Annotated in this window: 24 protein-coding genes; 11 read left to right on the top strand and 13 right to left on the bottom strand. The window is 52.6% G+C overall.

Annotated features, from left to right (window positions below; all coding sequences use genetic code 11):
- Positions 1-38 precede the first annotated feature (38 nt).
- The 3 genes from QGT73_RS09850 to QGT73_RS09840 all read left to right on the top strand — a co-directional run bounded on the left by QGT73_RS09850 (position 39) and on the right by QGT73_RS09840 (position 4,116).
- Positions 39-3,074: a putative LPS assembly protein LptD gene (locus tag QGT73_RS09850; protein ID WP_280122340.1), complete on the top strand. Its 3,036-nt coding sequence runs from the start codon at positions 39-41 to the stop codon at positions 3,072-3,074.
- A gap of 276 nt (positions 3,075-3,350) precedes the next feature.
- The gene (locus QGT73_RS09845; RefSeq protein ID WP_280122339.1) at positions 3,351-3,866 is read left to right on the top strand and encodes a hypothetical protein; all 516 of its coding nucleotides are present in this window, start codon (positions 3,351-3,353) and stop codon (positions 3,864-3,866) included.
- Positions 3,867-3,879: 13 nt separating this feature from the next.
- On the top strand, positions 3,880-4,116 hold the full coding sequence (locus QGT73_RS09840) for a hypothetical protein (protein WP_280122338.1): 237 nt from the start codon (positions 3,880-3,882) through the stop codon (positions 4,114-4,116).
- 98 nt (positions 4,117-4,214) lie between these two features.
- Here QGT73_RS09840 and QGT73_RS09835 read toward each other — a convergent pair whose 3' ends face one another.
- From QGT73_RS09835 to lplA, 9 genes are all read right to left on the bottom strand, one after another.
- Positions 4,215-5,444, bottom strand: a complete 1,230-nt coding sequence (locus QGT73_RS09835) for a TlpA family protein disulfide reductase (protein ID WP_280122337.1) — start codon at positions 5,442-5,444, stop codon at positions 4,215-4,217.
- Positions 5,445-5,453: 9 nt separating this feature from the next.
- Positions 5,454-6,908: a TlpA family protein disulfide reductase gene (locus QGT73_RS09830; protein ID WP_280122336.1), complete on the bottom strand. Its 1,455-nt coding sequence runs from the start codon at positions 6,906-6,908 to the stop codon at positions 5,454-5,456.
- Positions 6,909-7,042: 134 nt separating this feature from the next.
- Complete coding sequence (zupT, locus tag QGT73_RS09825; protein WP_280122335.1) at positions 7,043-7,846, bottom strand: zinc transporter ZupT; 804 nt, start codon at positions 7,844-7,846, stop codon at positions 7,043-7,045.
- Between the two features lie 203 nt (positions 7,847-8,049).
- Positions 8,050-9,381, bottom strand: coding sequence for a dihydrolipoyl dehydrogenase (gene lpdA / locus QGT73_RS09820; protein WP_280122334.1), 1,332 nt, complete (start codon positions 9,379-9,381; stop codon positions 8,050-8,052).
- A gap of 27 nt (positions 9,382-9,408) precedes the next feature.
- Positions 9,409-10,875, bottom strand: coding sequence for an aminomethyl-transferring glycine dehydrogenase subunit GcvPB (gcvPB, locus tag QGT73_RS09815; protein ID WP_280122333.1), 1,467 nt, complete (start codon positions 10,873-10,875; stop codon positions 9,409-9,411).
- Positions 10,872-12,248 (bottom strand): aminomethyl-transferring glycine dehydrogenase subunit GcvPA, encoded by a 1,377-nt coding sequence (gene gcvPA / locus QGT73_RS09810; protein WP_280122332.1) that lies wholly within the window; start codon positions 12,246-12,248, stop codon positions 10,872-10,874. The genes gcvPB and gcvPA overlap by 4 nt, the downstream gene beginning before the upstream one ends.
- Before the next feature lie 84 nt (positions 12,249-12,332).
- Positions 12,333-12,710, bottom strand: coding sequence for a glycine cleavage system protein GcvH (gene gcvH / locus QGT73_RS09805; RefSeq protein WP_123616096.1), 378 nt, complete (start codon positions 12,708-12,710; stop codon positions 12,333-12,335).
- 87 nt (positions 12,711-12,797) lie between these two features.
- Complete coding sequence (gene gcvT / locus QGT73_RS09800) at positions 12,798-13,895, bottom strand: glycine cleavage system aminomethyltransferase GcvT (RefSeq protein WP_280122331.1); 1,098 nt, start codon at positions 13,893-13,895, stop codon at positions 12,798-12,800.
- Between the two features lie 35 nt (positions 13,896-13,930).
- Positions 13,931-14,911 carry a lipoate--protein ligase gene (gene lplA, locus QGT73_RS09795; RefSeq protein ID WP_280122330.1) on the bottom strand — a complete coding sequence of 327 codons (981 nt, stop codon included), beginning with the start codon at positions 14,909-14,911 and terminating at the stop codon, positions 13,931-13,933.
- A gap of 175 nt (positions 14,912-15,086) precedes the next feature.
- Between lplA and QGT73_RS09790 the strand changes: the two genes are divergently transcribed.
- From QGT73_RS09790 to QGT73_RS09765, 6 genes are all read left to right on the top strand, one after another.
- Positions 15,087-15,257: a hypothetical protein gene (locus tag QGT73_RS09790; protein ID WP_280122329.1), complete on the top strand. Its 171-nt coding sequence runs from the start codon at positions 15,087-15,089 to the stop codon at positions 15,255-15,257.
- A gap of 35 nt (positions 15,258-15,292) precedes the next feature.
- Entirely contained in the window at positions 15,293-16,666 is a 1,374-nt protein-coding gene (locus QGT73_RS09785; RefSeq protein WP_280122328.1) for a DNA recombination protein RmuC, read from the top strand.
- A 141-nt stretch (positions 16,667-16,807) separates the two neighbouring features.
- A complete protein-coding gene (locus QGT73_RS09780) occupies positions 16,808-17,320 on the top strand; it encodes a DUF4252 domain-containing protein (RefSeq protein WP_280122327.1) in 513 nt (170 codons plus the stop codon).
- Positions 17,307-17,816, top strand: a complete 510-nt coding sequence (locus QGT73_RS09775) for an RNA polymerase sigma factor (protein WP_280122326.1) — start codon at positions 17,307-17,309, stop codon at positions 17,814-17,816. Before QGT73_RS09780 ends, QGT73_RS09775 begins: the two co-directional genes overlap by 14 nt.
- Positions 17,813-18,307 (top strand): hypothetical protein, encoded by a 495-nt coding sequence (locus tag QGT73_RS09770; RefSeq protein WP_280122325.1) that lies wholly within the window; start codon positions 17,813-17,815, stop codon positions 18,305-18,307. The genes QGT73_RS09775 and QGT73_RS09770 overlap by 4 nt, the downstream gene beginning before the upstream one ends.
- Before the next feature lie 45 nt (positions 18,308-18,352).
- Complete coding sequence (locus tag QGT73_RS09765; RefSeq protein WP_280122324.1) at positions 18,353-18,811, top strand: DUF4252 domain-containing protein; 459 nt, start codon at positions 18,353-18,355, stop codon at positions 18,809-18,811.
- A 318-nt stretch (positions 18,812-19,129) separates the two neighbouring features.
- On the opposite strand, the gene QGT73_RS09760 is transcribed toward QGT73_RS09765, so the two are convergent.
- The 4 genes from QGT73_RS09760 to gmd all read right to left on the bottom strand — a co-directional run bounded on the left by QGT73_RS09760 (position 19,130) and on the right by gmd (position 23,336).
- On the bottom strand, positions 19,130-20,398 hold the full coding sequence (locus tag QGT73_RS09760) for an SO_0444 family Cu/Zn efflux transporter (RefSeq protein ID WP_280122323.1): 1,269 nt from the start codon (positions 20,396-20,398) through the stop codon (positions 19,130-19,132).
- Positions 20,399-20,440: 42 nt separating this feature from the next.
- Positions 20,441-21,325: a CPBP family intramembrane glutamic endopeptidase gene (locus QGT73_RS09755; RefSeq protein WP_280122322.1), complete on the bottom strand. Its 885-nt coding sequence runs from the start codon at positions 21,323-21,325 to the stop codon at positions 20,441-20,443.
- 10 nt (positions 21,326-21,335) lie between these two features.
- Positions 21,336-22,070 carry a tRNA1(Val) (adenine(37)-N6)-methyltransferase gene (locus tag QGT73_RS09750; RefSeq protein WP_123616086.1) on the bottom strand — a complete coding sequence of 245 codons (735 nt, stop codon included), beginning with the start codon at positions 22,068-22,070 and terminating at the stop codon, positions 21,336-21,338.
- A 174-nt stretch (positions 22,071-22,244) separates the two neighbouring features.
- Positions 22,245-23,336, bottom strand: a complete 1,092-nt coding sequence (gene gmd, locus QGT73_RS09745) for a GDP-mannose 4,6-dehydratase (protein WP_123616085.1) — start codon at positions 23,334-23,336, stop codon at positions 22,245-22,247.
- A gap of 159 nt (positions 23,337-23,495) precedes the next feature.
- On the opposite strand from gmd, the gene QGT73_RS09740 reads away from it, so the two are divergent.
- Entirely contained in the window at positions 23,496-23,789 is a 294-nt protein-coding gene (locus QGT73_RS09740) for a thioredoxin family protein (RefSeq protein ID WP_280122321.1), read from the top strand.
- Between the two features lie 150 nt (positions 23,790-23,939).
- Positions 23,940-24,932, top strand: a complete 993-nt coding sequence (locus tag QGT73_RS09735; protein WP_280122320.1) for a vitamin K epoxide reductase family protein — start codon at positions 23,940-23,942, stop codon at positions 24,930-24,932.
- The last annotated feature ends 343 nt before the right edge of the window (positions 24,933-25,275 follow it).

Genomic DNA, 25,275 nt, shown 5'->3' with positions numbered 1-25,275 from the left:
AGGGAATGTTATAACTTTGCAGAGATTTATCTGAAATTTTGAGGAAAACTCAATTATATATAATAGCGATTGTACTGCTGTGTGCCCTCTCGGTAGGTGCCATATCACGGCCGGTGAACAGCGACGCGGGACTGCCCCACGCCGCTCATGCTGATTCAACCGCCATCGACAGCGACACCACCACACGCACCGACAGTCCCTCCGACTCAGTGTCGGCCGGCGCGCGACGTATCATCGACCTGATAGGCGACACGTCTGAACCCGAAGCCGCCGACACCGTTGTCTCAGTCGAGACCCACGACACTGCGACGGCCACAGGCCCCGTGCTCACCGCTCCCCGACTGCCGGTCGACTCAGCCGGACTCATGCCTGACACCATCGCTATGCCCGACTCGCTCATGACCGACTCGCTTGCCGAAGCCCCGCGCTCGGTGCTACAGCGTCATGAGATGTCGACCGACTCCACCCGCCGTCCCCGTCTGAGCCGCCGCCGCATCTCGGCCGGCGACAACGGCACCCGTTCAAAGATCGTACGTACAAAGGTCGACCTCGACAATGCCGTTGACTTCTCGGCCAAAGACTCGATGGTGATGACCGGCCAAAACCGGGCCTACATGTATGGCGACGGCAAAGTGACATATGGAAGTATCAAACTCGACGCCAACGAGATCGAAATGAATCTTGACTCGACCACAGTCTATGCTGTCGGCACGGTCGACTCGGTCGGCGACCTCAAGGGCTCGCCAGTATTTGACGACAACGGCACCACTTACGAGGCCAAGACCATGCGTTACAACTTCAAGACCGAGAAGGGATTTATCACCGATGTTATAACGCAGCAGGGCGAAGGATACCTCACCGGCGGACAATCCAAAAAGATTGACGAAAACACCATATATATAGAGAACGCCCGCTACACCACCTGTGATGACCATGAGCATCCCCACTTCTGGATGCAACTCACCAAAGGCAAGGTGCGTCCCGGAAAGGATGCGGTGACAGGTCCCGCCTATATGGTGCTGGCAGGACTGCCGCTTCCGCTCGCCGTGCCATTCGGCTACTTCCCCTTCTCTGAAAAATACTCTTCGGGCATTATCTTCCCGACCTTCGGCGACGACTACAACCGCGGATACTATCTGAGCAACGGCGGCTATTATTTCGCCATAAGCCAAAACATGGACCTCGCTCTCACGGGCGAGATATACACTCTCGGCTCGTGGGGTCTGCGCGCCCAGTCGGCCTATCTGAAACGCTACAAATACTCGGGCAACTTCAACATATCATATCTCAAGACCATCACAGGCGACAAGGGTATGCCCGACTATGCCAAGTCGACCAACTTCCAGATACTCTGGAGCCACTCTCAGGACTCAAAGGCCAATCCCAACATGAGCTTCTCGGCAAGCGTCAACTTCACCACAAGCGGATATACCCGCAACGACCTCAACTCATACTATTCAAGCGCGTTTACCGAAAACACCAAGAGCTCGACCATCAACATGACCTATCGTTTCCCCAACTCGAAATGGTCGCTGTCAACCACCGCCAACGTCTCACAACGCACACAGGACTCGACGCTTGCCGTATCGTTCCCCAACTTTACGCTCACCATGTCGCAGGTCTACCCCTTCAAGCGCAAGAAGGCTGTCGGAGCGGAGAAATGGTATGAGAAAATCAAGCTCTCCTACTCGGGTCAGTTCAACAACTCGCTCACGGCCAAGCAGGACGTATTCTTCCAGAAAAGTCTCATCAAGGACTGGCGCAACGGCATGAAGCACTCTGTGCCTATCTCCGCGACATTCAACGTATTCAAGTATTTCAACATCACCCCCTCCGTGAGCCTCACCGACCGTATGTACACCACCAAGGTGCGCCGTCAGTGGGACCCCAACGCTTCGGCCGAGGTGCTCGACACCACCTACAGCTTCTATAACGTATGGGACTTCTCCGGCTCTGTATCGCTTGACACCAAGATATATGGCTTCTTCCAGCCACTTCCATTCCTTGGCAAAAAGGTTAAGATGATACGTCACGTCATGACGCCCACCATATCGTTCTCCGGCTCGCCCGACTTCGCGTCGCCCTTCTTCGGCTATTACGGCTCGTATGAATATACTGACGCACAGGGACGTCTGCAAAAGAAGCAATACTCGATGTTCCCGAACAGTCTTTTCGGTGTTCCCGGCAGCGGACGCAACGGTTCGGTATCATTCTCACTCGCCAACAACCTTGAGATGAAGGTGCGTGATGACAACGACTCAATAGGTGAGAAAAAAGTATCTCTCATCGAGAATTTCACCCTATCGCAAAGCTACAATTTCGCGGCCGACTCGATGAACTGGTCTAACCTCAACACATCGATAATGCTGCGTCTCACCAAGAGCTTCAACCTCAACCTCTCGGCCACGTGGGACGTATATATGTATGGCCTGAATGCCAACGGCAACCCTGTACGCATCAACAAGCTGCGCCTTACCCACGGCAAAGGCTGGGGAAAATTGTCGAGCACGGGCACGTCATTCAGCTACACGTTCAACAATGACACGTTCAAAAAATGGTTTGGCGGAGGCGATGACAAGGACAAAAACAAAGATAAAGACAATAAAAATACTCCTGACCGCACTCCAATGGACGACCCTGCGCGCCCGACCAATGCCAACGATACAAAAAAGAACAAGAACGGCATACAGATAGGCGATAACGGCTACATGGCATGGAATGTGCCGTGGAACCTGTCGTTCAACTATTCGGTCAACTATGGATACGGAGAATTTGATTATAATAAACTCGAATATAAGGGCAAGATAACCCAAAACCTGTCACTCTCGGGCAACATACGCCCTACCACAAACTGGAACATTGGTTTTTCGGCTTCCTATAACTTCGACACCCACAAGATCGCTTATATGAACTGCAACATCTCACGCGACATGCACTGCTTCACGATGCGTGCAAGTTTCGTTCCTGTCGGACCATATAAGAGCTACAATTTCCACATCTCAGTCAAGTCATCCCTCCTCTCCGACCTCAAATATGACAAACGCTCTTCATCAAGCAACGGTGTCCGCTGGTAAGATACTTTGCTTCGCAAAAGGTTATAAGGTTATGAGGTTATAAGGTTAGCCTGCGGAGTTATTCGTTCACTTTATTGAAAATTCTGATTTTGCTTTACAAAATCAGAATTTTTCTTTATAACCTCGTAACTACATAACCTTATAACCCTATAACCTCATAACCCTATTAACCTCATAACCTCATAACCTTTTGCGAAGCAAAGTAAACTATTTTACGACTATTAATGTTATTTAAGATGTAACATTTTTTTATTCGTCCTAACAACTATTTACGTTATGAAAAAGTTTCTACTTGTTATGTGCGCGGTGCTCGGCCTCGCATTCGGAGCAAGTGCCCAGAAAGCCCAACTCCAGATCGGTTATGGCGGCTACACCCAGATGGACTGTACCGACATGCATGACGGCGGTTCTATCAACAACGCATGGGGTGCGCTGACTGCCGGTATCAACTTCAAGGTTGCGCCATCGTTTACCCTCGGTTTCACTTACACATTCTCCTCTGCCTCCTATAAACACCACGACGATGCCAACGCCTACTATCATGTAGTGATGCTCAACGGTAAGTATGACTACTGGCGTAACTCTATCGTCAAACTCTATGCCCACGGAGCCGTCGGTGTCGACATCACCCACATGACTCATGACGACTGGAGCAAAAACAAGTCTTATTTCGCATTTCAAGTGTCACCGTTAGGTGCCGAAGTCGGACTCTCGCGCGTAGCCTCGATGTTTGGTGAACTCGGTTTCGGCGCACAAGGTCTCATGCAGGTCGGTTTCCGTCTCAACCTTTAACAAGCAGAAACACATGAGCGACCGCATCTCTTATAAAGAACGCGAGGAGCTTCCCGACAGTGTGTACGGACTCCCCGAACGCCGTGAATATCCTATGCCTGATGCCGCCCACGTGCGTGCGGCCGAAGCATATTTCCGCTACTGCCCCGAAGAGCTAAAGCCAAAACTCGCACGTGCCATACTCGCCCGCGCAAGTGTATATGGTGTGGATGTCGAAAGTCCCACCGTGCTCAGCTACGCACAGCAATAATTAAAAGTTTACAAGTTTATAGTTTAAAGTTTAGGGATTAGACAGGCCTTCGTGACCAGCATCTAATCCCTAAACTTTTAAACTATAACTCATAATCTCTAAAGCAACGCTTTATCTATGGCTTCGCGTATCTTTTTCTCGATTTTATCAAGTTTAAACCTGTCCATACCTCGCTGCCACAATACCTTTTTATTGTCACGGCTTACCACAAGTATGTTAGGAGCTAATCCTCCGGGAAAGAAATGAGAATAAAAGTGACAGTTATCCTTGGCAAACGGAAAGCGTATTCCATTACTTTCAGCAAACAGTCTCACACCCTCCATCAGATGATTCTCGTTCCATAACACACCGAATACAGCTACACTGTCGGCCGGATAATCGTCATATATGGCGTTGACAATCGGATAGGCATACTTGCACGCACCGCAATGCTCCAAAGTAAAGAGTATCACCTTCACCCTGTCGCCAAGCTGAGGCAATGACACCGTGCCGCCGCTCACGAGTTGCAATGTGTCGGTGGGAAACGGCCTGTCAAACACTTCCTGGTAATGTTTCTCTCTGCTCTCCTTTATTTTTTTATCAGCCTCCTCATCCTGATAAACGGGCATGTCTCCAATATAATCTTCGATCACAAAACCCTCCACAGCGACAGGATTGATTTCAACTTCGCTCACCGTTCGTTCATATCTGCTTTGGGGCCAATCCCTAAGATATGAAATCCATATGGGCATCATGTCTGACTTGTTTATGCGCAAACCGAAATATGATTTGGTATAAGCCATCGATGGACATATATATGGCTTGCCGAAAAAACACACCTGCTGCCATTCGCGCACTTCTGCCTTTACGAGCCATTTGTCCCCCTCATCCTCCATCGTAATGGTAATCTTGTCGTTAGGTTCAAGAAGGTATTCACACAAGTGCATTGCATGATTGTAAAACGGAGGCTGGACATAGCGTATACCATTATAGTTTTTCCAACTGTTCTTTTCTATAAAACCGCTATCATAACACCCATAATAACTGTAAACACCGTCATAAGCCCGCTCCAATTTACCATCTGGCTTAAATATCACAGACTTTGCGTTACCAAATGTATCGGCCGGATTCTCACACTCGATTACCCGATATACATTAATGCTTGCACACGCCGTATCCATAGGTACAGGAAACACATGTTCGGTCATCATATACCTTGCCGTGTGCACTTTGCGTAGTTCATCAAGCGTACGCGAGAGTACTTCAGTCGGCTCAGTTGTGGCACACAAAGCTGTCAACGGCAATCCAACAGATATTATAAATGTAAACAATAAACGTGATAGATTCATATCATAAACTTATTTAGGTGTAAGAGCTTTGTCAAATGTCGTGGCAACCCCTGCGTCTGCCTTAAACAATATTACCGACGGACGGTCAGTGTAAAACTCCACTATGCGCCCTTGGGGATCAATCAGGATATAAGTCGGAAATGAAGTTATGTTATACACGCTGTCGGAACTTCGGGCATCAAGTATGAGATTGCGCTCGTTCATTTTATGTTTTTCGACAAATTTTTCCAACTTGCTTTTTGACGCATCGGAGGCACACACCGTGATAATCTCCACATTATCCATGCGTCCGGCGTAATACTCGCGCAGTCTGGGTACGACACCAAACTCGGTTATACAAGGGCCGCAACCGAAATCCCAGAAATCAAGATAGACATATTTGCCCTTGAAATCATCGAGCGTATACTTCCGGCCATCGCTGTCCTTCATAACCAATGTTGGAGCCGGCTGTCCGGGCACAAGCCTGTCCACCTCCGCCATACGTCTCTCCATCTCCCGGCGCAGAGCGGCTGTATGCAGATTGTCGTAGACATATATCATATGCTTTCTGTAATTATCGTCCACACCCAACAGCATGTTGGCGTCAATCATTCTGACCTCCGACAGTTCATTAAGAAATCGTGATGGAGAAATCAATCTTGACACATCCATAGCGTGCCGGACCTTATCGTGATAATCACCTCTGCGTAAAAATGTACGTGACACTCGCTCTGTCACCTGACCAAGATAGTAAAGCATAAACGCGGCATATTCAGGATATTTCATCAAAGACTCCTGATAAAAATTGAACGGTATATTGTTACGCATCTCCGACATATAAGCCCCTCTGGTCACCTTCATGTCACCGTTTCCATATGCCAGAAAACGAAGAGGTCCATAATAACCCGCAACTCTGAAATATTCCTCCAGACGGGGAGTGCCGTGATTGGCGATGAAAGTGTCAACAATATTCTTGTAACGCTCATGGTAATCATCTGTTTTACTCATTACCAAAGCAAAAATAGAGTCACTCTCAACGGTCTTGAGCCTTTTGTAACCCGACTTGTCATTGTAAGAATTATAGGTTCGGTTGATGTCAAGATAACGTTTACGCATTTTGTTATAGATAATCTCGGCAAGCTGCAGATCCAGTTGCGCCTTTGGATCGCGGGCAGTAAGCCGCATGTTATCATCCTCAAATATTATATTAATCGTATCACCCGCACACACAGGCACCGTCACCGCATCGCCGACATAAAGATACATATTCTGAATCATGCCGCGCATCGGGACAGTCATTTCAAACCGTCCGTTTCCGGCGGCACGCAACTCATGTGACTTGTTTTTAATAGGATCGGAGACAGCAAATTTAATCACGCCGTTCCACTTTTTTGACATCACACCTCGCAATACAAACGTAGTGTCGGCCATAATCGAATCGGCCAAAGTCATGCTCCGCTCTGCCGACATAGCATATGGACTCATCAGTGCAAATAGAAATAATAACGTGACGCAGTGTTTGATTTTCATGGCAATAGCATTGTAGTACTGCAAATTTAGTGCAATCTCCCCTATTATCCAAGCAAACCAACGATTTATTTTATCCAACAACGCATTTTTTAGGCCATAAGCATCGATGCAGCCATCAGAGCCATGCCGAGTATAAGGAATGTCACAGTGATGTGATGATGGCCGTAGCTCTCTGCTCCGGGCAAAAGTTCGTCAAGCGATATATAGACCATCACTCCGGCAACTCCCGCAAGTAATATCGCATTAATCATAGGAGTCCATAGTGGCAGCAGAAACAACATTCCCACAACAGCCCCCAGAGGCTCGGCAAGTCCGGAGATAATGCTCCACACCAAAGCCTTTCGCCGACTGCCGGTAGCATTATATACAGGCACCGACACAGCTATACCTTCTGGTATATTATGCAACGTAATAGCCACGACAATAGGTATGGCCACCGTTACGCCGTCAAGAGCCGAGATGAACGTAGCCATACCTTCTGGGAAATTGTGTATGCCGATGGCCAGAGCAAGCATTATGCCTGTACGGCCTGAACGAGAAGCCGGAGCCACAGGATGCTCCACATGATTGTATTCGTGTGGATTATCCTCCTCCGGCACAAGAAAATCTATCAGTGCAATCAAAGCTATACCACCGAAAAATGCCAGTACACAATATATATCGGCCAGACGTGACTCATAGATTTCGCCAAGGTCGGCAAGAGCCTGGGGCATGAGGTCGAGAAAAGAAACATAAAGCATCACACCGGCTGAAAAGCCGAGTGCTCCGGCCAGAAAACGTGTCTCACGGGCCTGAGGCAACAGCGACAATAGCGCACCAACCCCGGTGCCCATTCCGGCCACAAGCGTAAGCATCAACGCGACAACCAATGAATGTGTGGATATATCTTCCATAAATAAAAACCATATACATTCACAACACTTCACCCCATTGAAAAAGTTGTCATCTCCCCGAATATTATTGCAAAATTTCCACCCAAGCCATTATATATGCCATGGTTTTACAATAATTATCCCGACAGGGGGGCGGAGTGGCCGCGACCTGTCGGGATATTATAATGTTGGACGTCCAAATGTAATCACCAGGTGATTATGCCTCACTGCAGGATGGCTGCACGGAGTGTCTCGCCGAGTGTCGGATGGGAGTGTATGGCTTCAGCTATGGCCGCTGCCGGAAGTGAGGCCGACATTACTGTCGCAGCCTCCTGTATGAGATCGGCGGCATGCGGACCGCAGATATGACAGCCAAGCAGACGGCCTGTCGACACATCGCTTATCACTTTGACCATACCGTCGGTCTCGCCCATGGCTACGGCCTTGCCGTTGGCTCTGAATGTAGCCTTACCGACTTTTATGTCAAGGCCGCGTGCGGCACATTGCTCCTCGGTAAGTCCGACCATAGCACACTCAGGCATGGTAAAGACCGCCGACGGGATGACATCAAGAGCACGCTTTTCGCCCAGCACGATTTCGCCCTGTGCGGTGGCCGCATGTGCGAGCATGCAACGGCCGTTGACATCTCCGATGGCATAAACCGTGACATCTTCAGGTGCCTTGCCATCCCATTGCACTTTCATGTCATCGTCCACCATAATAGCTCCGCGGTTAAGCACTATGCCGAGCGATTCGAGTCCGGGAGGCAATACCGGGCGACGGCCTACGGCCATGAGCACGGCCTCGGCCTCAAGAGTCTTCACCTTGCCCTTGGCCTCGCATATCACTTTCATACCGGCTTCGACTGCAGTCACACGTGTGTCGGTGAGAATGTCTATGCCTCGGCGTTTTAACGACATGCGCAGACGCTTGGCTACCTCGGCATCAAACGGAGGAAGCACCTCGCGACAAAATTCTACAACCGTGACTTTGACGCCGAAGGCATTGAGCACCGATGCAAACTCGAGCCCTATCACTCCGGCCCCTATAATCACGATTGACGAGGGGAGCGATGTCATGGATAGGAGCTCGTCGCTCGTCATGGCCAGTTCGGCTCCGGGTATAGGCAGACGCGCAGGTGAGGAGCCGGTGGCAATAATGATCCGAGAAGCCGAATAGATTGCACCCTCGACTGAAATCTCTGCCGGTGACACAAACGATGCTTCTCCTTTGACCACATCGACACCCTTGAGCAGTTGCGCCACACCTTCGCGCAACTGTGCCACGACAGCATCTTTTCTATCGGCCACAGCAGCATAATTTATCACCGGATTGTCATCGGGCAATTCCACTCCATAAGCGACAGCCTCTCGCACAGTAACGGCGACCTCGGCACTGCGACAGAGTGTCTTGGTGGGGATACATCCGCGGTTGAGACACGTGCCGCCAAGCTCTCCGCGCTCTATCAGAGCCACACGAAGTCCGCGGCCGGCAGCGACCACAGCGGTCTCATAACCGCCGGGGCCGGCTCCGATGATTATAATATCATGAGTCATGTCAGTTATCGGGCTTAGAGGTTGATTTTATTCACTGAAATATGACACAACTGGTTTCAGAGCAGCAGCAGTGTCGTCAGGCTTGCGCACAGGGGTGAGATGCGGAGCCTCCTTGACCACTTCAGGAGTCTCGGCAGCCTCACGGGCGATGTCGCGCATCACGGCTATAAACTCGTCGAGTGTCTCAAGGCTCTCTGTCTCGGTTGGCTCAATCATCAGCGACTCGTGAAATAGCAGCGGGAAGTAGATGGTGGGCGCATGGAAGCCGTGGTCAAGCAGACGTTTGGCCACATTGAGCGTGGTGACGCCTGTCGATTTGTCGGCCAGTCCGTCAAACACAAACTCGTGCTTGCACACCCTGTCGATCGGCAGCAGATAGAGGTCACGGAGCGATTCCTTGACATAGTTGGCATTGAGTGTGGCAAGCGGACCGGCCATCCTCAATCCTTCGCGTCCGAGCGAGAGTATATAGGCCAATGCACGCAACTCTACTGCAAAGTTGCCGAGCCAGGAGGACACACGTCCGAGCGAAGTCGGGTCTTCGGTTGTGTAATACAGCATCTCGCCCTCATGCTCGAGCACCTTGACACGCGGATCGGGAAGAAACTCCTCGAGTCCGGCACGCACACCCACCGGACCGGCACCGGGGCCGCCTCCGCCGTGAGGCGTGGAGAAAGTCTTGTGCAGATTGATATGCATGACATCAAAGCCCATGTCGCCTGGACGGGCCACACCGAGCATAGGATTGAGATTGGCTCCGTCGTAATACATCAGCGCGCCGCAAGCATGCACCATCTCGGCTATTGCGGGAATGTTATGCTCAAAGATGCCCACTGTGTTGGGATTGGTCATCATCACCGCAGCCACCGTCTCGTCAAGGAGCGGACGCAAGGCGTCGACATCCACTGTGCCGTCAGGGAGCGACTTGACCTGCACCACCTGAAGTCCGGCCACAGCGGCCGATGCCGGATTGGTACCGTGGGCCGAGTCGGGGACTATGACTTTGGTACGGGCCTTGTCGCCACGGCTGTCGTGATAGGCACGTATCACCATGAGACCTGTCAGCTCACCGTGGGCTCCGGCGTAGGGATTGAGTGTAAACTCGGCCATGCCGCCAATCTCACTGAGCAGACGCTGGAGTCTGTAATAGGCCTCCAAAGCACCCTGGACCGTAAATATCGGCTGGAGAGGATGCAGGGCGGCAAACTCGGGCAGAGCGGCCATCTCCTCGTTGATTTTGGGATTGTACTTCATCGTACATGACCCGAGAGGATAGAATCCGGTGTCGACACCAAAGTTGTTGGTCGACATATTGGTGTAGTGACGCACCACTGTAGGTTCGTCGACCTCGGGCAGACGCGGGGGAGCCGAGCGCAAGAGGGCTGCAGGGATGTCGGCCAGGGCGTCCTCACAACCTGACTCTGCGAGACAATAACCACGACGGCCGGGCTTGGAAAGGTCAAATATTACTTTCCCGTATAATTTTCTGTTCATTTCTCTTCAAGTTGTGAGTCAATATCCTTAATGTCGTCATGAGCCGCGACAAGAGCTGCGGCAAGGGCCTCGATTTCCTCGGCCGTGCGGCGTTCGGTGGCGCAGAACACCACGGTGTCCTCGTCGATCTGAACGCCGGGCAGCATCTCATAGTCGGCGCAGACTGTCGACAGCAGTATGTCGAGCGGAGCCTGGCCGCGATAGCGCATGGCCACCTCATTCAGATAGGGACGGCCGGGATATTTCAGTTCAAACAGTCCTGACTCCTCGAGACGGCGGGCAAGGCTGCGCGTGCGGGCGGCAGAAATCTCATTGACCTCACGCAAGCCGTCGGGCCCCATCAGAGACAGATATACGGCCGCATAAAGAGCCATCAGCCCTTGGTTGGAACAGATGTTGGAGGTAGCTTTCTCGCGGCGTATATGCTGCTCGCGAGCCTGAAGCGTGAGCACAAACACACGTTGTCCGTCGGCATCGACTGTCGCACCTACTATACGACCCGGCAGTTTGCGTATCAGGGCCGATGTGCAACACATGTAACCGAGATACGGACCACCGAAATTGAGCGGCATGCCGAGCGACTGAGCCTCACCGGCCGCCACATCTGCCCCCCACTCTCCCGGACTCCTGATGACACCGAGAGCCGAGGCCGGCGCGGTCATTATCAGCAGAGCCTTGGCTGCATGCACCTTGTCGGCCACACCGGTATAGTCCTCGAGTATGCCGTAGCGGTTGGGCGTGGCGAGTATCACTCCGGCCACATTGCCGTCGGCAAGCATCGAGGTCATGGCGTCGAGATCGGTTATGCCGTCGCTTTCGGGTATGAGGTCGATTGTCACGCCATGATAGCGGGCATAGGTGTTGACCACCTCTATATATAGAGGATTGAGCGTCGCACTCACCAACACCCGATTGCGTTTGCGCGCATGGGCCACAGCCATCATCATGGCTTCGGCCACAGCGGTAGAACCATCATACATCGAAGCGTTTGACACATCAAGCCCCGTGAGCTGGCTCATCATGGTCTGATACTCGAAGATATATTGCAGAGTGCCTTGCGAGATTTCAGGCTGATAAGGGGTATAGGCCGTCAGAAACTCGGAGCGCGATATGATATGGCTTATCACGGCCGGAGCATAGTGATCATAGAAACCCTGTCCGGCAAAACATGTGAGCGGAAGATTGGCCTTCGCGAGCTCCCGGAAACAGGCTCTCACCTGCTCTTCGCTCATGGCCGAAGGCACGTCATAGTCACGCTTGAGCCGGAGCGACTCGGGGACGTCGGCATACAGGTCGTCGAGGCTCTCCATGCCACACTTGGCCAGCATAGCCGCAATGTCCTCGGGGGTATGCGGGAAATATCTGTGAATCATATTTTCTACAGTTGTTTTAGAGGAGTTACGGGTGTGCCGGGCCATGTCCTTATTCCGTCAAAGCTCCGGCACACTCAATAATAATCAATGCTGCTCGGCTGCGCAGTGTGCGGCATAAGCCTCCTCGTCCATCAGCTCCTCAAGCTCGGCCGGATCGGTAAGCTCCACTTCGATAATCCAGTTGGTCATCGGATCCTCGTTAAGCAGACGTGGATTGTCAATAAGAGCCTCGTTGATATTGAGCACGGCTCCGCTCACGGGCGAGAGGAGGTCTTCGGCGGCCTTCACACTCTCCACAGCTCCAAACTCCTCACCGGCGGTCACGTCATCGCCCTGCTCGGGCATGTCGACATACACGATGTTACCGAGAGCCTTCTGGGCATAGTCACTGATGCCGATGTGGCCGATGTTACCGTCAACGATTACATACTCATGCGAGGGGGCATAATATATCTTGCTCATAACTTTTAATGATTTTGATGGTTGATGATTGAATTTTACAAGCCGTTCAGGCTCTCTAAACTCCTTTAACTTTTTAAACTTTATAAACTATTTCTTGTATGATTTTTTATAGAATTTCTTGGCTGTCACGCGCGCAGGGAAAGTCTTGCGGCGTATGCGTATCTTCAGCTCCGTATCCTTGACAGCATAGGGAGTCAGCACAAGAGCCGCTGCAATGCTCTTGTCGACCGATATGCCACGATAGCCGGTGGTCACATAGCCCACCACCTCATCGGCATCATTGAGCACCTCGTAGCCGTGGCGAGGAATGGCACGGTCAAGCAGTTCGAGGCCTATCAGTTTGCGAGGCGCGCCCTCGGTCTTCTGCTTGAGCACGGCCTCTTTGCCTATAAATTCGGGTTTGTCAAGTTTTACAAACATCGAGAGCCCTGCCTCGACAGGTGAAATATCATCGGCAAGCTCATCGCCATAGAGCGGTAATCCCACCTCAAAACGCAGAGTGTCGCGACATCCGAGACCGCAAGGCTTGGCCCTGCCCGACTCCATGAGAGCGTCCCACAAAGCCACGATAGTGTCATGGTCGGCATATATCTCAAACCCGTCCTCGCCCGTATAACCTGTGCGGCTCACGAGTATATGCTTGCCGTCAAGAAGCGACTCCTTGAAGGTGTAAAACTCCAGTTCCCGACACTGTATGCCGAGCACCTGCTCGACTACAGCCTCGGCCTCTGGGCCCTGTATGGCCAGCTCGCCGAGACTGTCGCTCAGATGTTCGACTGTCACGTCATAACCCTCGGTATTGGTCATAATCCACGCCACATCCTTGTCGATATTGGCTGCGTTTATCACGAGAAAATAGTCATTGTCGGCCCGCTTGTAGACCAGCAGGTCGTCGACAGTTCCGCCGGCCTCGTTGAGCATCATGCCATAAAGAATCTGGCCGGGGACAATCGCGCTGACATCGTTGGAAAATATATGGTTGACATATCGCCCGGCATCAGGTCCGGTGATGAGCACTTCGCCCATATGTGACACGTCAAACACTCCGCAGGCGTTGCGCACGGCATTGTGCTCCTCGACTATGCCCTCATACTGTATAGGCATGTCAAAACCTCCAAACGGCGTCATCTGCGCTCCGAGAGCCACATGACGGTCATGAAGACATGTTAGTTTAGTTTCACTCATGATTGTAGATATAGGTAATGGGTTGTATATTCTTTCTATATAAGTAATTGGGTCAATCTCTGAGGCGCGAGACCGGGCACAATCCTGTCGAGTCCTATCACCTCGAGAGCTCGCGTAATCTCTCCGGCATCATAGCTTACGCCGCGCAGGGCTTCGCCTACCAGCGTGTCGGCATCGGCCGTCTCCAGATAATCGCCCGAAAGAGATATTTCTGAAATCACACCTCGCGCCACGGTCATGTGAACAGCCACCGTGCCCACTCCGTCTATACGTTCGCTGTGGCTGAGTGTGCCGTGAGGCTTGCGGCCTTCGAGCCAGCCGGGAGCGTTATAACGACGCTCTATCTCCTCGATCTCTCTCACGTCATCGGCCGTGAGACGTATAGGCTCGTCGCCGTCGGGGATAGTGGACAGCACATGGGTCTTGAACTCGGCCAGCGACATCGACGGGAGATGCTCGCGTATGGTCGTGACACGCGAGCGTATCGACGCCACGCCGTGTGACTGCAATTTGACAGCCGGAGGCGTGAGCGCGTGCATCATCATGTCGGCGTCATAGTCATAGAGCATAGTGCCGTGCACGATGCTTCGGCCGGGCATATGGTAATAGGAGTTGCCCGATACCTTGCGGTCGCCGATGAGTATGTCGTTGCGTGAATTGTCGGTGGCATCGAGGCCGAGCTGTCTCAGCGAGCGGGCTACCATGGAAGTGTAGGCCGAGAACGTCGTGGTGACGCTCGACGATGACGTTATGTAGGAAAACATTATATTGTTCATATCGGCGAGTACCGCGCCTCCGCCGCTGCGCCTCCTCACTATCTTTATGCCCTTGTCGCGGCAATAGGCGGTGTTGACCTCCTTGTCGAGCAACTGGTTACGGCCTATGATCACCGTCGGCTCTACCTGCCATATAAAGAAAAAATCACGATCGGGAAACTTCGCGGCAAGCCATTCCTCCTGCGCGAGATAGAACGGCAGCGGCCTTACGGCGTCATCATATGGTAATACCAGTTCCATGAGAATATATGGGTTAATAACGATATTATATTAAGGTGTCTTAACCCTTGCAAAGTAACAATATTTGGCTGATAAATCCAAAACATTTTCTTATGTTATAAAACAATAACAACACGCCACAATGCGTTAGATGGATATATCGATTCATCACACAACCTATATGTAAAACCTGCCTATGGATAAAAATTCTACTCCATCACCTACATCCATTCTACAGTCGGGCCGCAAACAGCCGGCCACAGTGTCGACACCATCGGCCGCCACGCTGGCCCGCATACGCCAGTTTGCCCGCTCGTATGTCTATTTCCGACAGGCCGGTTCTATCGGCGGTGTCATTCTCAACTGATTGTTTCCCCTCCACACCCCATCAAACACTGACGGATGAACTATATAGCCCTTATAGCCATGGCTGCGATAGCGGCGGTGGCAGTGTGGCGCGTGTTGTCACTCTCCAAGTCACTCGCTGCCGTTACAGCCGAAAATACCGCGCTGAAACTCGACCTCGAAAAAGCCCGCAATACCGATGCCGTGGAACTGGCCACCACCCGTCAGGCTCTCGAGTCGCTCCGCGCGGCCAAGGCCGAGACCGAGGAAGCCTATGCCCGCCGTGTCGACCAACTGGCCGCCGAGCTGCAACAACGGCTGGAGTCGCTGACCACACTGCGCGAGGAGAATGCACGCCTGGCAACGTCGCTCGCTCATTTTGAGGAGGAGCGTGAAAATCGCGAACAGCAGATGACGGCTCAGTTCAAAAATCTTGCCAACGATATACTCCGTCAGAACTCGGCCGACTTCAAGGCCCAGAACGAGCAACGTCTCGAGGAGCTGCTCTCTCCGCTGCGCACCAATCTTGACGAGTTTCGCAAGACTGTCACAGAGACCTACAGCTCCGAGGCCCGCGAACGGTTCTCGCTCACGGAGCGCATACGCGAACTTGTAGAGCTCAACAACACCATCTCGCGTGAAGCCCGCGAACTCACGCTCGCGCTGCGCGGCAACAATCAGGTGCAGGGCGACTGGGGCGAAATGGTGCTCGAGACCATACTCGAGAAAAGCGGATTGCAGGAGGGCGAGGAATATTTCATGCAGGTCACCAACGATCAGTGCGGCTCAGCCCTGCGCAACGAGGCCGGCCGGAAACTAAGGCCCGACGTAGTGGTGAAATATCCCGACGGCCGCTGTGTGATTATCGACTCGAAGGTGTCGCTGACTGCATTTATAGAATATGCCAACGCCGAAAACGAGAAAATCAAAGACGAAGCCTCGGCCCGACATCTCAAGTCGATGCGCGCCCACATTGATGAGCTCGCACGCAAGAATTATCAGGATTATATAGGTGAGGCCAAGCTCGACTTTGTGATGATGTTTATCCCCAACGAGCCGGCCTACATAGCCGCCATGCGTCTCGACCCGTCGCTGTGGCAGGAGGCTTATGACCGCAAGGTGCTCATAGTCTCGCCCACCCACCTGGTGTCGGGCCTGCGTCTCATCGAGCAACTGTGGAGCCGCGACAAGGTGACCAAAAACGCCATAAAGATTGCCGAGGACGCCGGCAAGATGTATGACAAGTTTGCCGATTTCACCAAGGACATGGACCGCATATCCTCGGCCATAGCCAACGCGTCCAAGGCTCATGCCGACGCGATGACCAAGCTCTCGACCGGCACCGGCAACCTCGTGAAGCGTGCCCAGGATCTGAAAGCCCTCGGCATAAAAGCCGCCAAGCAGCTCTCGGCATCAGTCGAGCAAGGCTAAATAAAAATACTTCTTCGGAAACGTCAGGAAAACTTTTTTTCAAAAAAAGTTTTCCTTTTTTGTAACAAAACAGCCGACACTCCGGTCTTTGTAAATGAATGTACATTCAGACGACCATTTCAACAACCGAATTTTTGAAAAATGAAACGATATTTTATCCCCATTTTAATCCTGCTGCTTACCGTCACCTCGGGATGTGCGCGCAGCAAGAGTGACGCGACCGTCAACGACCTGTTTGAAGAGTTTTCCAAAGTCGAGGATGCCGAATATATCAACGTCAATCCATTCATGATGAGAATGGCCGGCATGGCCACACTGTTTGCCGACTCCGATTTAGCCCGAATCACAGGCAAAATCAACTCGGTCAAGGTGCTCTCGCTCGACAAGGCCTCAGACAATGACAAACGCCGTCTTAACCAACGCATCTCGGCTCTCAACACCGACGGCTATGACGACCTTATAACCGTCAACAGTGACGGCAACAAGGTGCGCGTGCTCGCCCGCATGGACAAGGACTCGGCCATACGCCGCCTCGTGGTGCTCTGCACCGACAGCTCCGACTGCACGCTCGTAAGTGTCAAGGGCAAATTTTCCAAAGACGACATCAATACCGTGGTAAACAGCACGACGTCCGGCAACCATGGAGGCAAGTGAGTTTAAGCGCGTCTTCCTGCCCCATCAAAGGCTGCTCTACAATATAGCTCTGCGCCTGTCGGACAGTCCGCCCGATGCCGAGGACTTGGTGCAGGAGACATATATACGCCTGTGGAAACAGCGCGACAGACTCGCATCGGTCAGCAACCATCAGGCATATGCAGTCACCATTCTGCGCCACGTATGTTACGACGCGCTCGGCTCACGTCGGCCCGAAGGGATGGTGGTCACGCTCGACAGCTCGGTGCCCGAGCCTCCGGCCGAGAGCGACACCGACACCGAAATAGACCGTCGCGAGACAGCGGCCACGGTGCGCAGCCTCATCGACAGGCTCCCGTCGCCTCAACGCGAAATCATAACCATGCGCGACATCGACGAAATGCCGTTTGACCGCATCGCACAGCTCACAGGCATGACTCAAGGCAATGTGCGCATCACACTGTTTCGTGCCCGACGACAAATCAAAGAACTAATCAAACGCCACTTCCGACTATGACTGACAAGGAATTAGACATACTTCTCGACCGTTTTGCCTCTGACGAAATCACCGAGGCCGAGCAGCAACGCCTCATCGACGGACTCGCCTCGCTCCCTGAGCCGGAGATGCCCGACATGCTCGGAGAGCGGCTTGCCGAGACCATCGACACCCTTGCCGCGACCGACCTGACCCGCCGGGCCATAACTCCGGTGCGCATCCGCCGTATGCCTCCGCTGCGCGTCATCACCGGCATAGCCGCTGCGGTAGCCGTAATCATCACCCTCGGAGTGCGCCTGTTCACCGCAACACCTGCACCGGTCTCCCCCACCCCGCTTGACACATGCGCCACACCTGAAGAGGCATATGCCGAAGCCCGGAAGGCTCTGCTGATATTCTCATCGGCCATCGACAAGGGCTTCAACCAGGTGGAGATGGCCGAGGCCACCGCAGCCGACATCCACGACAAAGTGGCCCGGCAGCTCAATCATCTGAATCCGGAGAACGTTTAGTTAAAAATATTACAGTTTATAACCCCATACAAAAAATCACCCGCAATGAAACGCTTCTATATCACCGCCATTCTCGCCCTCATTTGCACCATCGCATCATACGCTCAGACTATTTTTGACCGCTATGCCGACACCGAGGGGGTCACTACCGTCTACATTTCCAAAGCCATGCTCAGCATGATGCCCGACATGAAAACCAACGGAGTGAACATCGGTCCGATAGCGTCCAAGCTCGACAATATACGCATACTCACTTGCGAAAACAATAAACTCCTCCTCACGCTCCGCAAAGAGACCCTGTCGCTCGGCAAGGGCTACGAACAGCTCATGAAAGTGACCGACAACGGCGAAAATGTAGACATATTCATGAAATCGCTCGACGGAGGCAAGACTGAATATGTGGTGAGAGTGTCGGAAAAAGCAGGCCTGACCGTCATACTCATCTCCGGCGCGATCACCCCGGCCGATATCCGGTCAATGGTCATGAACAACAAACAAAACTGAGATACAAAAGTCTCAAAAGGACAAAAGAAACATAAGTTTTCAGGTTAAAGACAGGAGTACAGGAGTAATTTTGACATTGCAAAAGCTTGTTCTGCAATGTCAAAATTACTCCTGTACTCCTGTCTCAGCCTTGCTAACGTACCACTTTCACGGCGCGGCCGTTCTGACGGAGAATGTAGAATTTTAACATATATAATACAGGAGCAGGAAGTTAATTTTATAATGGATTAAAAATTTCCAAAAAAAATCAACTCCCATACTCCTGTCTCTAACCTGAAAACTTATGTTTCTTTTGTCCTTTTGAGACTTTTGTATCTCCTACTTCTCGACTATGAAGCCGGCGGCATAGACTGCGGCGTTGACAGCCTCGGGCGACACTTCGCCACGCACGGTGGCTATGCCCGACGAGAGATCTACTGTTACCGACTCGGCACCGTCAAGAGCAGAGAGAGCCTTGGTGACGGTAGCCTGGCAATGAGGGCACGACATGCCCGCGATACGATATTTACGTTCCATTTCAGTTGTATTATTAGTGTGATTGTGCGAGTGGCTGTGGCCACGGAATTTTATGGCCGTATAGATGAGCAGACCTGCGAGCACCACCGAGCAGAGAGTGGCGAAAACCGACACATGGGCGTGGCCGTGACAGGCCATTGCCGTGAACGACGCAGGGGTAAACCACGCGGCCGGCAAGAGCAGATCGACAAGCAGACCGAAGCCTATGGCCGTGACCACTACCGAGCCGACATATATCAGTGTGGCACGCCGGCCCATGGTGCGCGAGAGTATCATCACCGAGGCAAAATTGGCAGCCGGCCCGGCCATGAGCAGCACAAAGGCCACTCCGGGACTCAGCCCCTTGAGCATGAGCGACAGGGCGATGGGTATCGAGCCGGTGGCACATACATACATCGGCACCGCCACGAGTATCATCATTCCCATTGCCAGGAGCGGATAACGGCTAAGGCTTACAAAGAGCTGGTCTGGCACGAGCACTGTGATAAGCGCGGCGACTATGAGCCCTATCACGAGCCATTTGCCCACGCTCGCCACCATGTCGACAAGACCGTAGCGCACGGCCTCGACGAGTTTGCGGCCAAAGCTCATGTCGCGATATTCGTCATCGGCGGGCACACCGCACGAGTCACCCGCCACGGCATCGGTCTCTCCGTCGGGGCGTGAGGCAAATCGGTCGACCGCCGCACCTCCGAGCGCGGCACCCGCAAGCGCGGCCACCGGGCGCAGTATGGCAAACGGAAGCCCAAGCAGCGAATATGTGGCGGCGATGGAGTCGACACCGGTCTGGGGCGTTGCGATGAGAAACGAGGTCGTGGCTCCCTTTGACGCACCCTGACGGCGCAAGGCCACGGCTGTAGGCAGCACTCCACACGAACACAGCGGGAGCGGTATGCCGAAAAGAGCGGCCTTGACCACCGGTTTCAGTCCGCCGCCGGCCAGATGACGCGACATGGCCGAGGGCTTGACAAACACGTGGAGCAGTCCGGCTATAAGAAATCCGAGAAGTATATAAGGCGACATCTCATTGATAATCGCCCACAGTGACTGGAAAAAATGTTGCAGATACATAACTCTTGAAAATTACACTGCAAAGTTACGTATCCTGAGGGGTCAGTGCGTTACACTTTTTCGGGATTTGGTTATATTGTTAAGGACACATATCATTATCCCGGTGAATAAGGCCGACAGGGTGACAAACACCCATGAGTCCACTCCAAATGAATTGATGTCAAACTCATCGCCTCCGGCCACGGCGCGGCTATGCCACGACGCGTATACCACCAGTCCGTTATTGACCGCATGGACTATGGCCGGAAGCCACACCGACCCGGACCAATAGAGCAGATAGCCGAAAAACGCGCCGAGCAGCAGACGCGGGAAGAATCCGAAAAACTGCATGTGAAACACGCTGAACAGCACGGCCGTCAGCCATATCGCCGCATGAGGGCCAAGCGGTCCCGAAGACAGGATGCGCTGCATGGCACCTCGGAAAAACAGCTCCTCGCTCGCGCCGGCGAGCACGGCTACTATAAGCAGGCTGACCGCAAGGTCGCCCAACAAGGTGCCTCCGAGGAGTATCTCCACCTGCCCGCGGGCTGCATCCTCGGCCTGACGCATCCATTCCTCCATCGGAGCGAGAGCCGCGGGGAGCGACATCGACTCATTCCACATCACTATTATATTCATTAACGGCATCGCACAGCCGAGTGTGGCCACAGCCGCAAGCGTAACAAAGAGCGAGGGCACACGGTCGGCACACAGCAGACGGCCGCCGTTGTCAGAGAGCATGACCGACGCGGCCGCCGCAGGAAAGATAAACAGCAACACATCCTGCGCCACCGTGCCGAGCCGTAGCGTCAGAGTGGTGTAACCGTCCTTCAATATTAGTGCCATGGCCACCATCGCGACCATCAGTCCGACAAACGTTATGATAAGAAAGTAGAATATCCTCACCGCGTAGCTGTGACGCATGGCCGGAAGAGTGTTGGAGTGCATAAGTGATGTATTATTTATTAAAGGTGGTGTCAAGATAAAAATTTTCGGTAAGCCCGACGTATCGGGGTGTATATTTACCCTCGCGGTCACGAATCACGAGAGTGTCGTGAAGACACGGACAGGTAACGGCATCCTCTCGCCTTATCTCATAGAGCCGTCTGACAGGCGGACGCCCTTCGCGCGACACGACATCGGTAGTCCTGACTGCGGCAAGCCGACGGAGCGACAACTGAAAATGCAGCTCATCGTCGCGGCCGGCCGGAGCAATAAACGACAGCGAGTCATCACTACCGGTCATAACCCCCGAAGCCCACTCAATGAGCGACTCCACCCCCAGCCCGCATCCGTGGCGCGCAAGCGCGCGGGCAGTGTCGGGCGAACGTAACGCTTCGGTGAAAAACGGAGGGTTGGACACTATGCATAGCGGTCGCCCCGTAGAGTCGTCGGGAATCCAACCGAGCACATCGCCCTCAATCACCGTGACACGACCGGTCCACGGAGAGGCGGCGACATTGGCCCGCGCATCCTCACACGCGGCATTGTCGACATCTATGGCCAAAACCCGGGCGTCGGCATATCGCTGTGCCATCATAAGGGCTATCAGGCCGGTGCCTGTACCGACATCCACGACTGTCGCCGCCCCGCCACAATTGGCCCAGGCCCCGAGAAGCACCCCGTCAGTGCCAATCTTCATGGCACTGCGGCTGTCGTCGACCGAAAACTGTTTGAAACGAAACACTCCCATAGCGTTTTAGCGATAAATTTACTAATGTAGTAACGCAATCTTAGCCGCAATATTATGACCGATGCGCAACATGCCATACCATATATTATATAGGTATAGGGATTGGCCATGATGCCGACTTATAGTGCGACATCGACGCCAATCCCTATACTCTATACTTTGTATACTCTATACTTACTTAACGATACCCTTCTCGAGATACTCGGCGAGGTTGGTGCGGACCTTTTCGCCGGCGCGCTCGATAGCCACCTTGGCCATGTCGGCGTCGACCATAAGGTTGACGAGCTCCTCAAACGAGGTCTTTTTTGAGGGATCCCATCCGAGTTTGGCCTTGGCCTTTGTGGGGTCGCCCCAAAGGTTGACCACATCGGTAGGACGATAGAAGTCGGGCGACACCTCGATGACCACCTTGCCGGTAGCCACGTCGATACCTTTCTCGTCGGCACCTTCGCCTTCAAAGCGAAGCTCGATGCCGGCACGGCGGAAAGCAAGCTGGCAGAACTCTCGCACCGAGTGCTGCTCGCCTGTGGCGATTACGTAATCCTCGGGCTTATCCTGCTGGAGTATGAGCCACATACACTCTACATAATCCTTGGCATAGCCCCAGTCGCGGAGCGACGAGAGATTGCCGAGATAGAGTTTCTCCTGCTTGCCCTGAGCTATGCGGGCGGCAGCGAGAGTGATTTTGCGTGTGACGAAAGTCTCGCCGCGACGCTCCGACTCGTGGTTGAAGAGGATGCCCGAGCAGCAATACATATTGTAAGCCTCGCGATACTCCTTGACAATCCAGAATCCGTAGAGCTTGGCCACGGCATAGGGTGAATAGGGATGGAAGGGTGTGTTCTCGTTCTGAGGCACCTCCTCCACCTTGCCGTAAAGCTCTGAAGTTGAAGCCTGATAGATGCGGCAAGTATCGGTGAGACCCACCTGACGCACGGCCTCAAGAATGCGGAGTACGCCGGTGGCGTCAACGTCGGCTGTAAACTCGGGCGCGTCAAACGATACCTGTACGTGGCTCTGGGCCGCGAGGTTGTAAATTTCGTTGGGGCGTACTTTGCCGATGACCTGAAGGAGCGACATTGAGTCGCCGAGGTCGGCATAATGAAGGTGAAAGTTAGGATGACCTTCAAGATGTGCGATGCGTTCGCGATAGTCAACACTTGAACGGCGAATTGTACCGTGTACGTTGTAACCTTTTTCTAATAGGAATTCGGCGAGAAATGATCCATCCTGACCGGTAATACCTGTTATTAAAGCAGTTTTCATTGAAACGTCTTGAAAATAATGATTATGAGTCCGCAAAATTACGGTTTATTCTTCACATATACAAACGACCTTAGGTTAAAAGTGTTCACAACGATAAACCATTATATCGGCCGGTGCGTTATTGAGTTATGAAAATTCAATCCTCAAACTATTGAAATTATGACTTATAAGGAATTGATCAACACTGACCCGGTGATACTCGTTGAGTTTTTTGCCACCTGGTGTCCTCACTGCCGCGGTATGCAACCTGTGGTCGAGCAGGTAAAAGAGCTTCTTGACGGACGCGTGCCCGTAGTACAGCTCGACATTGACAAAAACTCCGCCGAGGCCGACGAAGCCGGAGTGCGCTCGGTGCCCACATTTATCGTCTACAAAAACGGCACCGAAGTGTGGCGTCACAGCGGCGAGATACAGGGCGACGTGCTCCTGAGCAAAGTCGAGCAACAGCCATAGGCAAAAACTCTTATAAGGTTATGAGGCCCTGACCTCATAACCTTATAAGCTAAAAAGTAACAGCGAAAAGGAATAGCTTAAAAAAAGAAATAGAAAAGCCCTCCTTATAACCTCATAACCTTATAACCTTTGCCCGAAGGGCAACTAAACATGGGAAATATACTGTCGGATTATCTCGGACTACTTGGCGTGCCCTATACTGACGAATATGTCGCCGACGAAATGGCATCCATGCCGTTCAAGACTCTCTTCGGGCTCTCCAAGCTGCTTGAAAAGTATGGCGTTGACACCCGAGCCTATCGTGTGGCCGACAAATCGCAGCTCTCGCAGCTCCCTGTGCCGTTCATAGCCCCCACCGACAGCGGCCTCGTGATAGTGACCTCGGTCGACGACAAGAGTGTAAGCTGTCTATCGCAGGGAGCGGGCGAGAGCACTCCGCGCGACAAGTGGACCGAAGCGTGGAGCGGCGTGGCTTTCTGCGGATTTCCACACGAGGACGCATGCGAGCCTGACTATGCCGCCCACCGGCGTGTGAAACTGCTTACACGTCTGCGTGACAAGGGCATAGTAGCCGGTGTGTTGCTGCTTTTTGTCTACCTGTTTGTAAGCAACCATATCTACGCACATGTGTCGACAATCCTGCTCACACTCTTCAACCTCGCCGGACTCTATTTCACATACCTGCTCGTGCAGAAATCGCTCAGGATTCACAGCCGGGCGGCCGATGAGGTGTGCAAGGTGCTTCAGGAGGGCGGATGTGACAGCATTCTCGAGACCTCGGCATCCAAGCTGATGGGATTTTTCGGATGGAGTGAAATCGGGTTCACCTATTTCTCCGTCAGTCTGCTCACGCTGCTTGTTTTCCCGCAGAGTCTCCCCTACCTGGCCCTCTTCAACGCATGCTGTCTCCCCTACACGCTGTGGAGCATATGGTATCAGCATTTCCGCGCCGGAGCCTGGTGCACACTGTGTGTCAGCGTGCAATGCACGCTCTGGTGTCTGTTTTTCTGCTATCTGGGCGGCGGATGGTTTGACGGCATCTTCCCGCTGCGCATCGATGCGGTGGTGCTCGGAGTGACCTATCTCACCGTCTTGCTAATACTCAACAGGATATTGCCAAAATTTGAAAATGGAAAAGATTAAACAGATAAAGTGTCCCGATCTGCCGGGGGCACACGTGCTGTCGGCCGCCGAACTCAACAAGTTTCGCATCCCCGACAGGCACAGCATACGCCCGAAACAATAGATACACGATTTTTCTTAAGTTAGGGGGTACGGGAGTAAAATCAAAAAACTCCCGTACCCCCTGTTTCGTTTTCCGTCACTGTCAACAAAAGGTAACTACTCAGGTAGGTATGCCGTACTCATATTATGACGAAACAATAGCAGCTTAACGTTCAATTATCACTTCGCATTTGACGCTCATAAAAGCTATTGAATATCAAGAAAATAAACATTATTTTACTTGCATATTTGTTTTTTTTTT

The organism is Duncaniella muricolitica (assembly GCF_910574735.1).
GTDB classification, from domain to species: Bacteria; Bacteroidota; Bacteroidia; order Bacteroidales; family Muribaculaceae; genus Duncaniella; species Duncaniella muricolitica.
The sequence above is the reverse complement of the archived record's forward strand: the minus strand, read 5'-3'. Positions and strand labels throughout refer to the sequence as shown.

What these genes read in the sequence shown, in the direction of transcription:
- gcvT (WP_280122331.1), bottom strand. Translation starts at nt 13,895, where the DNA reads ATGAGTGAAACTAAACTAACATGTCTTCATGACCGTCATGTGGCTCTC.
- QGT73_RS09750 (WP_123616086.1), bottom strand. Translation starts at nt 22,070, where the DNA reads ATGGGAGTGTTTCGTTTCAAACAGTTTTCGGTCGACGACAGCCGCAGT.
- gmd (WP_123616085.1), bottom strand. Translation starts at nt 23,336, where the DNA reads ATGAAAACTGCTTTAATAACAGGTATTACCGGTCAGGATGGATCATTT.
- QGT73_RS09790 (WP_280122329.1), top strand. Translation starts at nt 15,087, where the DNA reads ATGGATAAAAATTCTACTCCATCACCTACATCCATTCTACAGTCGGGC.
- lpdA (WP_280122334.1), bottom strand. Translation starts at nt 9,381, where the DNA reads ATGACTCATGATATTATAATCATCGGAGCCGGCCCCGGCGGTTATGAG.
- QGT73_RS09845 (WP_280122339.1), top strand. Translation starts at nt 3,351, where the DNA reads ATGAAAAAGTTTCTACTTGTTATGTGCGCGGTGCTCGGCCTCGCATTC.
- zupT (WP_280122335.1), bottom strand. Translation starts at nt 7,846, where the DNA reads ATGGAAGATATATCCACACATTCATTGGTTGTCGCGTTGATGCTTACG.
- QGT73_RS09740 (WP_280122321.1), top strand. Translation starts at nt 23,496, where the DNA reads ATGACTTATAAGGAATTGATCAACACTGACCCGGTGATACTCGTTGAG.
- QGT73_RS09770 (WP_280122325.1), top strand. Translation starts at nt 17,813, where the DNA reads ATGACTGACAAGGAATTAGACATACTTCTCGACCGTTTTGCCTCTGAC.
- QGT73_RS09760 (WP_280122323.1), bottom strand. Translation starts at nt 20,398, where the DNA reads ATGTATCTGCAACATTTTTTCCAGTCACTGTGGGCGATTATCAATGAG.
- gcvPA (WP_280122332.1), bottom strand. Translation starts at nt 12,248, where the DNA reads ATGATTCACAGATATTTCCCGCATACCCCCGAGGACATTGCGGCTATG.
- QGT73_RS09765 (WP_280122324.1), top strand. Translation starts at nt 18,353, where the DNA reads ATGAAACGCTTCTATATCACCGCCATTCTCGCCCTCATTTGCACCATC.
- QGT73_RS09830 (WP_280122336.1), bottom strand. Translation starts at nt 6,908, where the DNA reads ATGAGTCCATATGCTATGTCGGCAGAGCGGAGCATGACTTTGGCCGAT.
- QGT73_RS09735 (WP_280122320.1), top strand. Translation starts at nt 23,940, where the DNA reads ATGGGAAATATACTGTCGGATTATCTCGGACTACTTGGCGTGCCCTAT.
- QGT73_RS09780 (WP_280122327.1), top strand. Translation starts at nt 16,808, where the DNA reads ATGAAACGATATTTTATCCCCATTTTAATCCTGCTGCTTACCGTCACC.
- gcvPB (WP_280122333.1), bottom strand. Translation starts at nt 10,875, where the DNA reads ATGAACAGAAAATTATACGGGAAAGTAATATTTGACCTTTCCAAGCCC.
- QGT73_RS09775 (WP_280122326.1), top strand. Translation starts at nt 17,307, where the DNA reads ATGGAGGCAAGTGAGTTTAAGCGCGTCTTCCTGCCCCATCAAAGGCTG.
- QGT73_RS09755 (WP_280122322.1), bottom strand. Translation starts at nt 21,325, where the DNA reads ATGCACTCCAACACTCTTCCGGCCATGCGTCACAGCTACGCGGTGAGG.
- QGT73_RS09835 (WP_280122337.1), bottom strand. Translation starts at nt 5,444, where the DNA reads ATGAATCTATCACGTTTATTGTTTACATTTATAATATCTGTTGGATTG.
- QGT73_RS09840 (WP_280122338.1), top strand. Translation starts at nt 3,880, where the DNA reads ATGAGCGACCGCATCTCTTATAAAGAACGCGAGGAGCTTCCCGACAGT.
- lplA (WP_280122330.1), bottom strand. Translation starts at nt 14,911, where the DNA reads ATGGAACTGGTATTACCATATGATGACGCCGTAAGGCCGCTGCCGTTC.
- gcvH (WP_123616096.1), bottom strand. Translation starts at nt 12,710, where the DNA reads ATGAGCAAGATATATTATGCCCCCTCGCATGAGTATGTAATCGTTGAC.
- QGT73_RS09785 (WP_280122328.1), top strand. Translation starts at nt 15,293, where the DNA reads ATGAACTATATAGCCCTTATAGCCATGGCTGCGATAGCGGCGGTGGCA.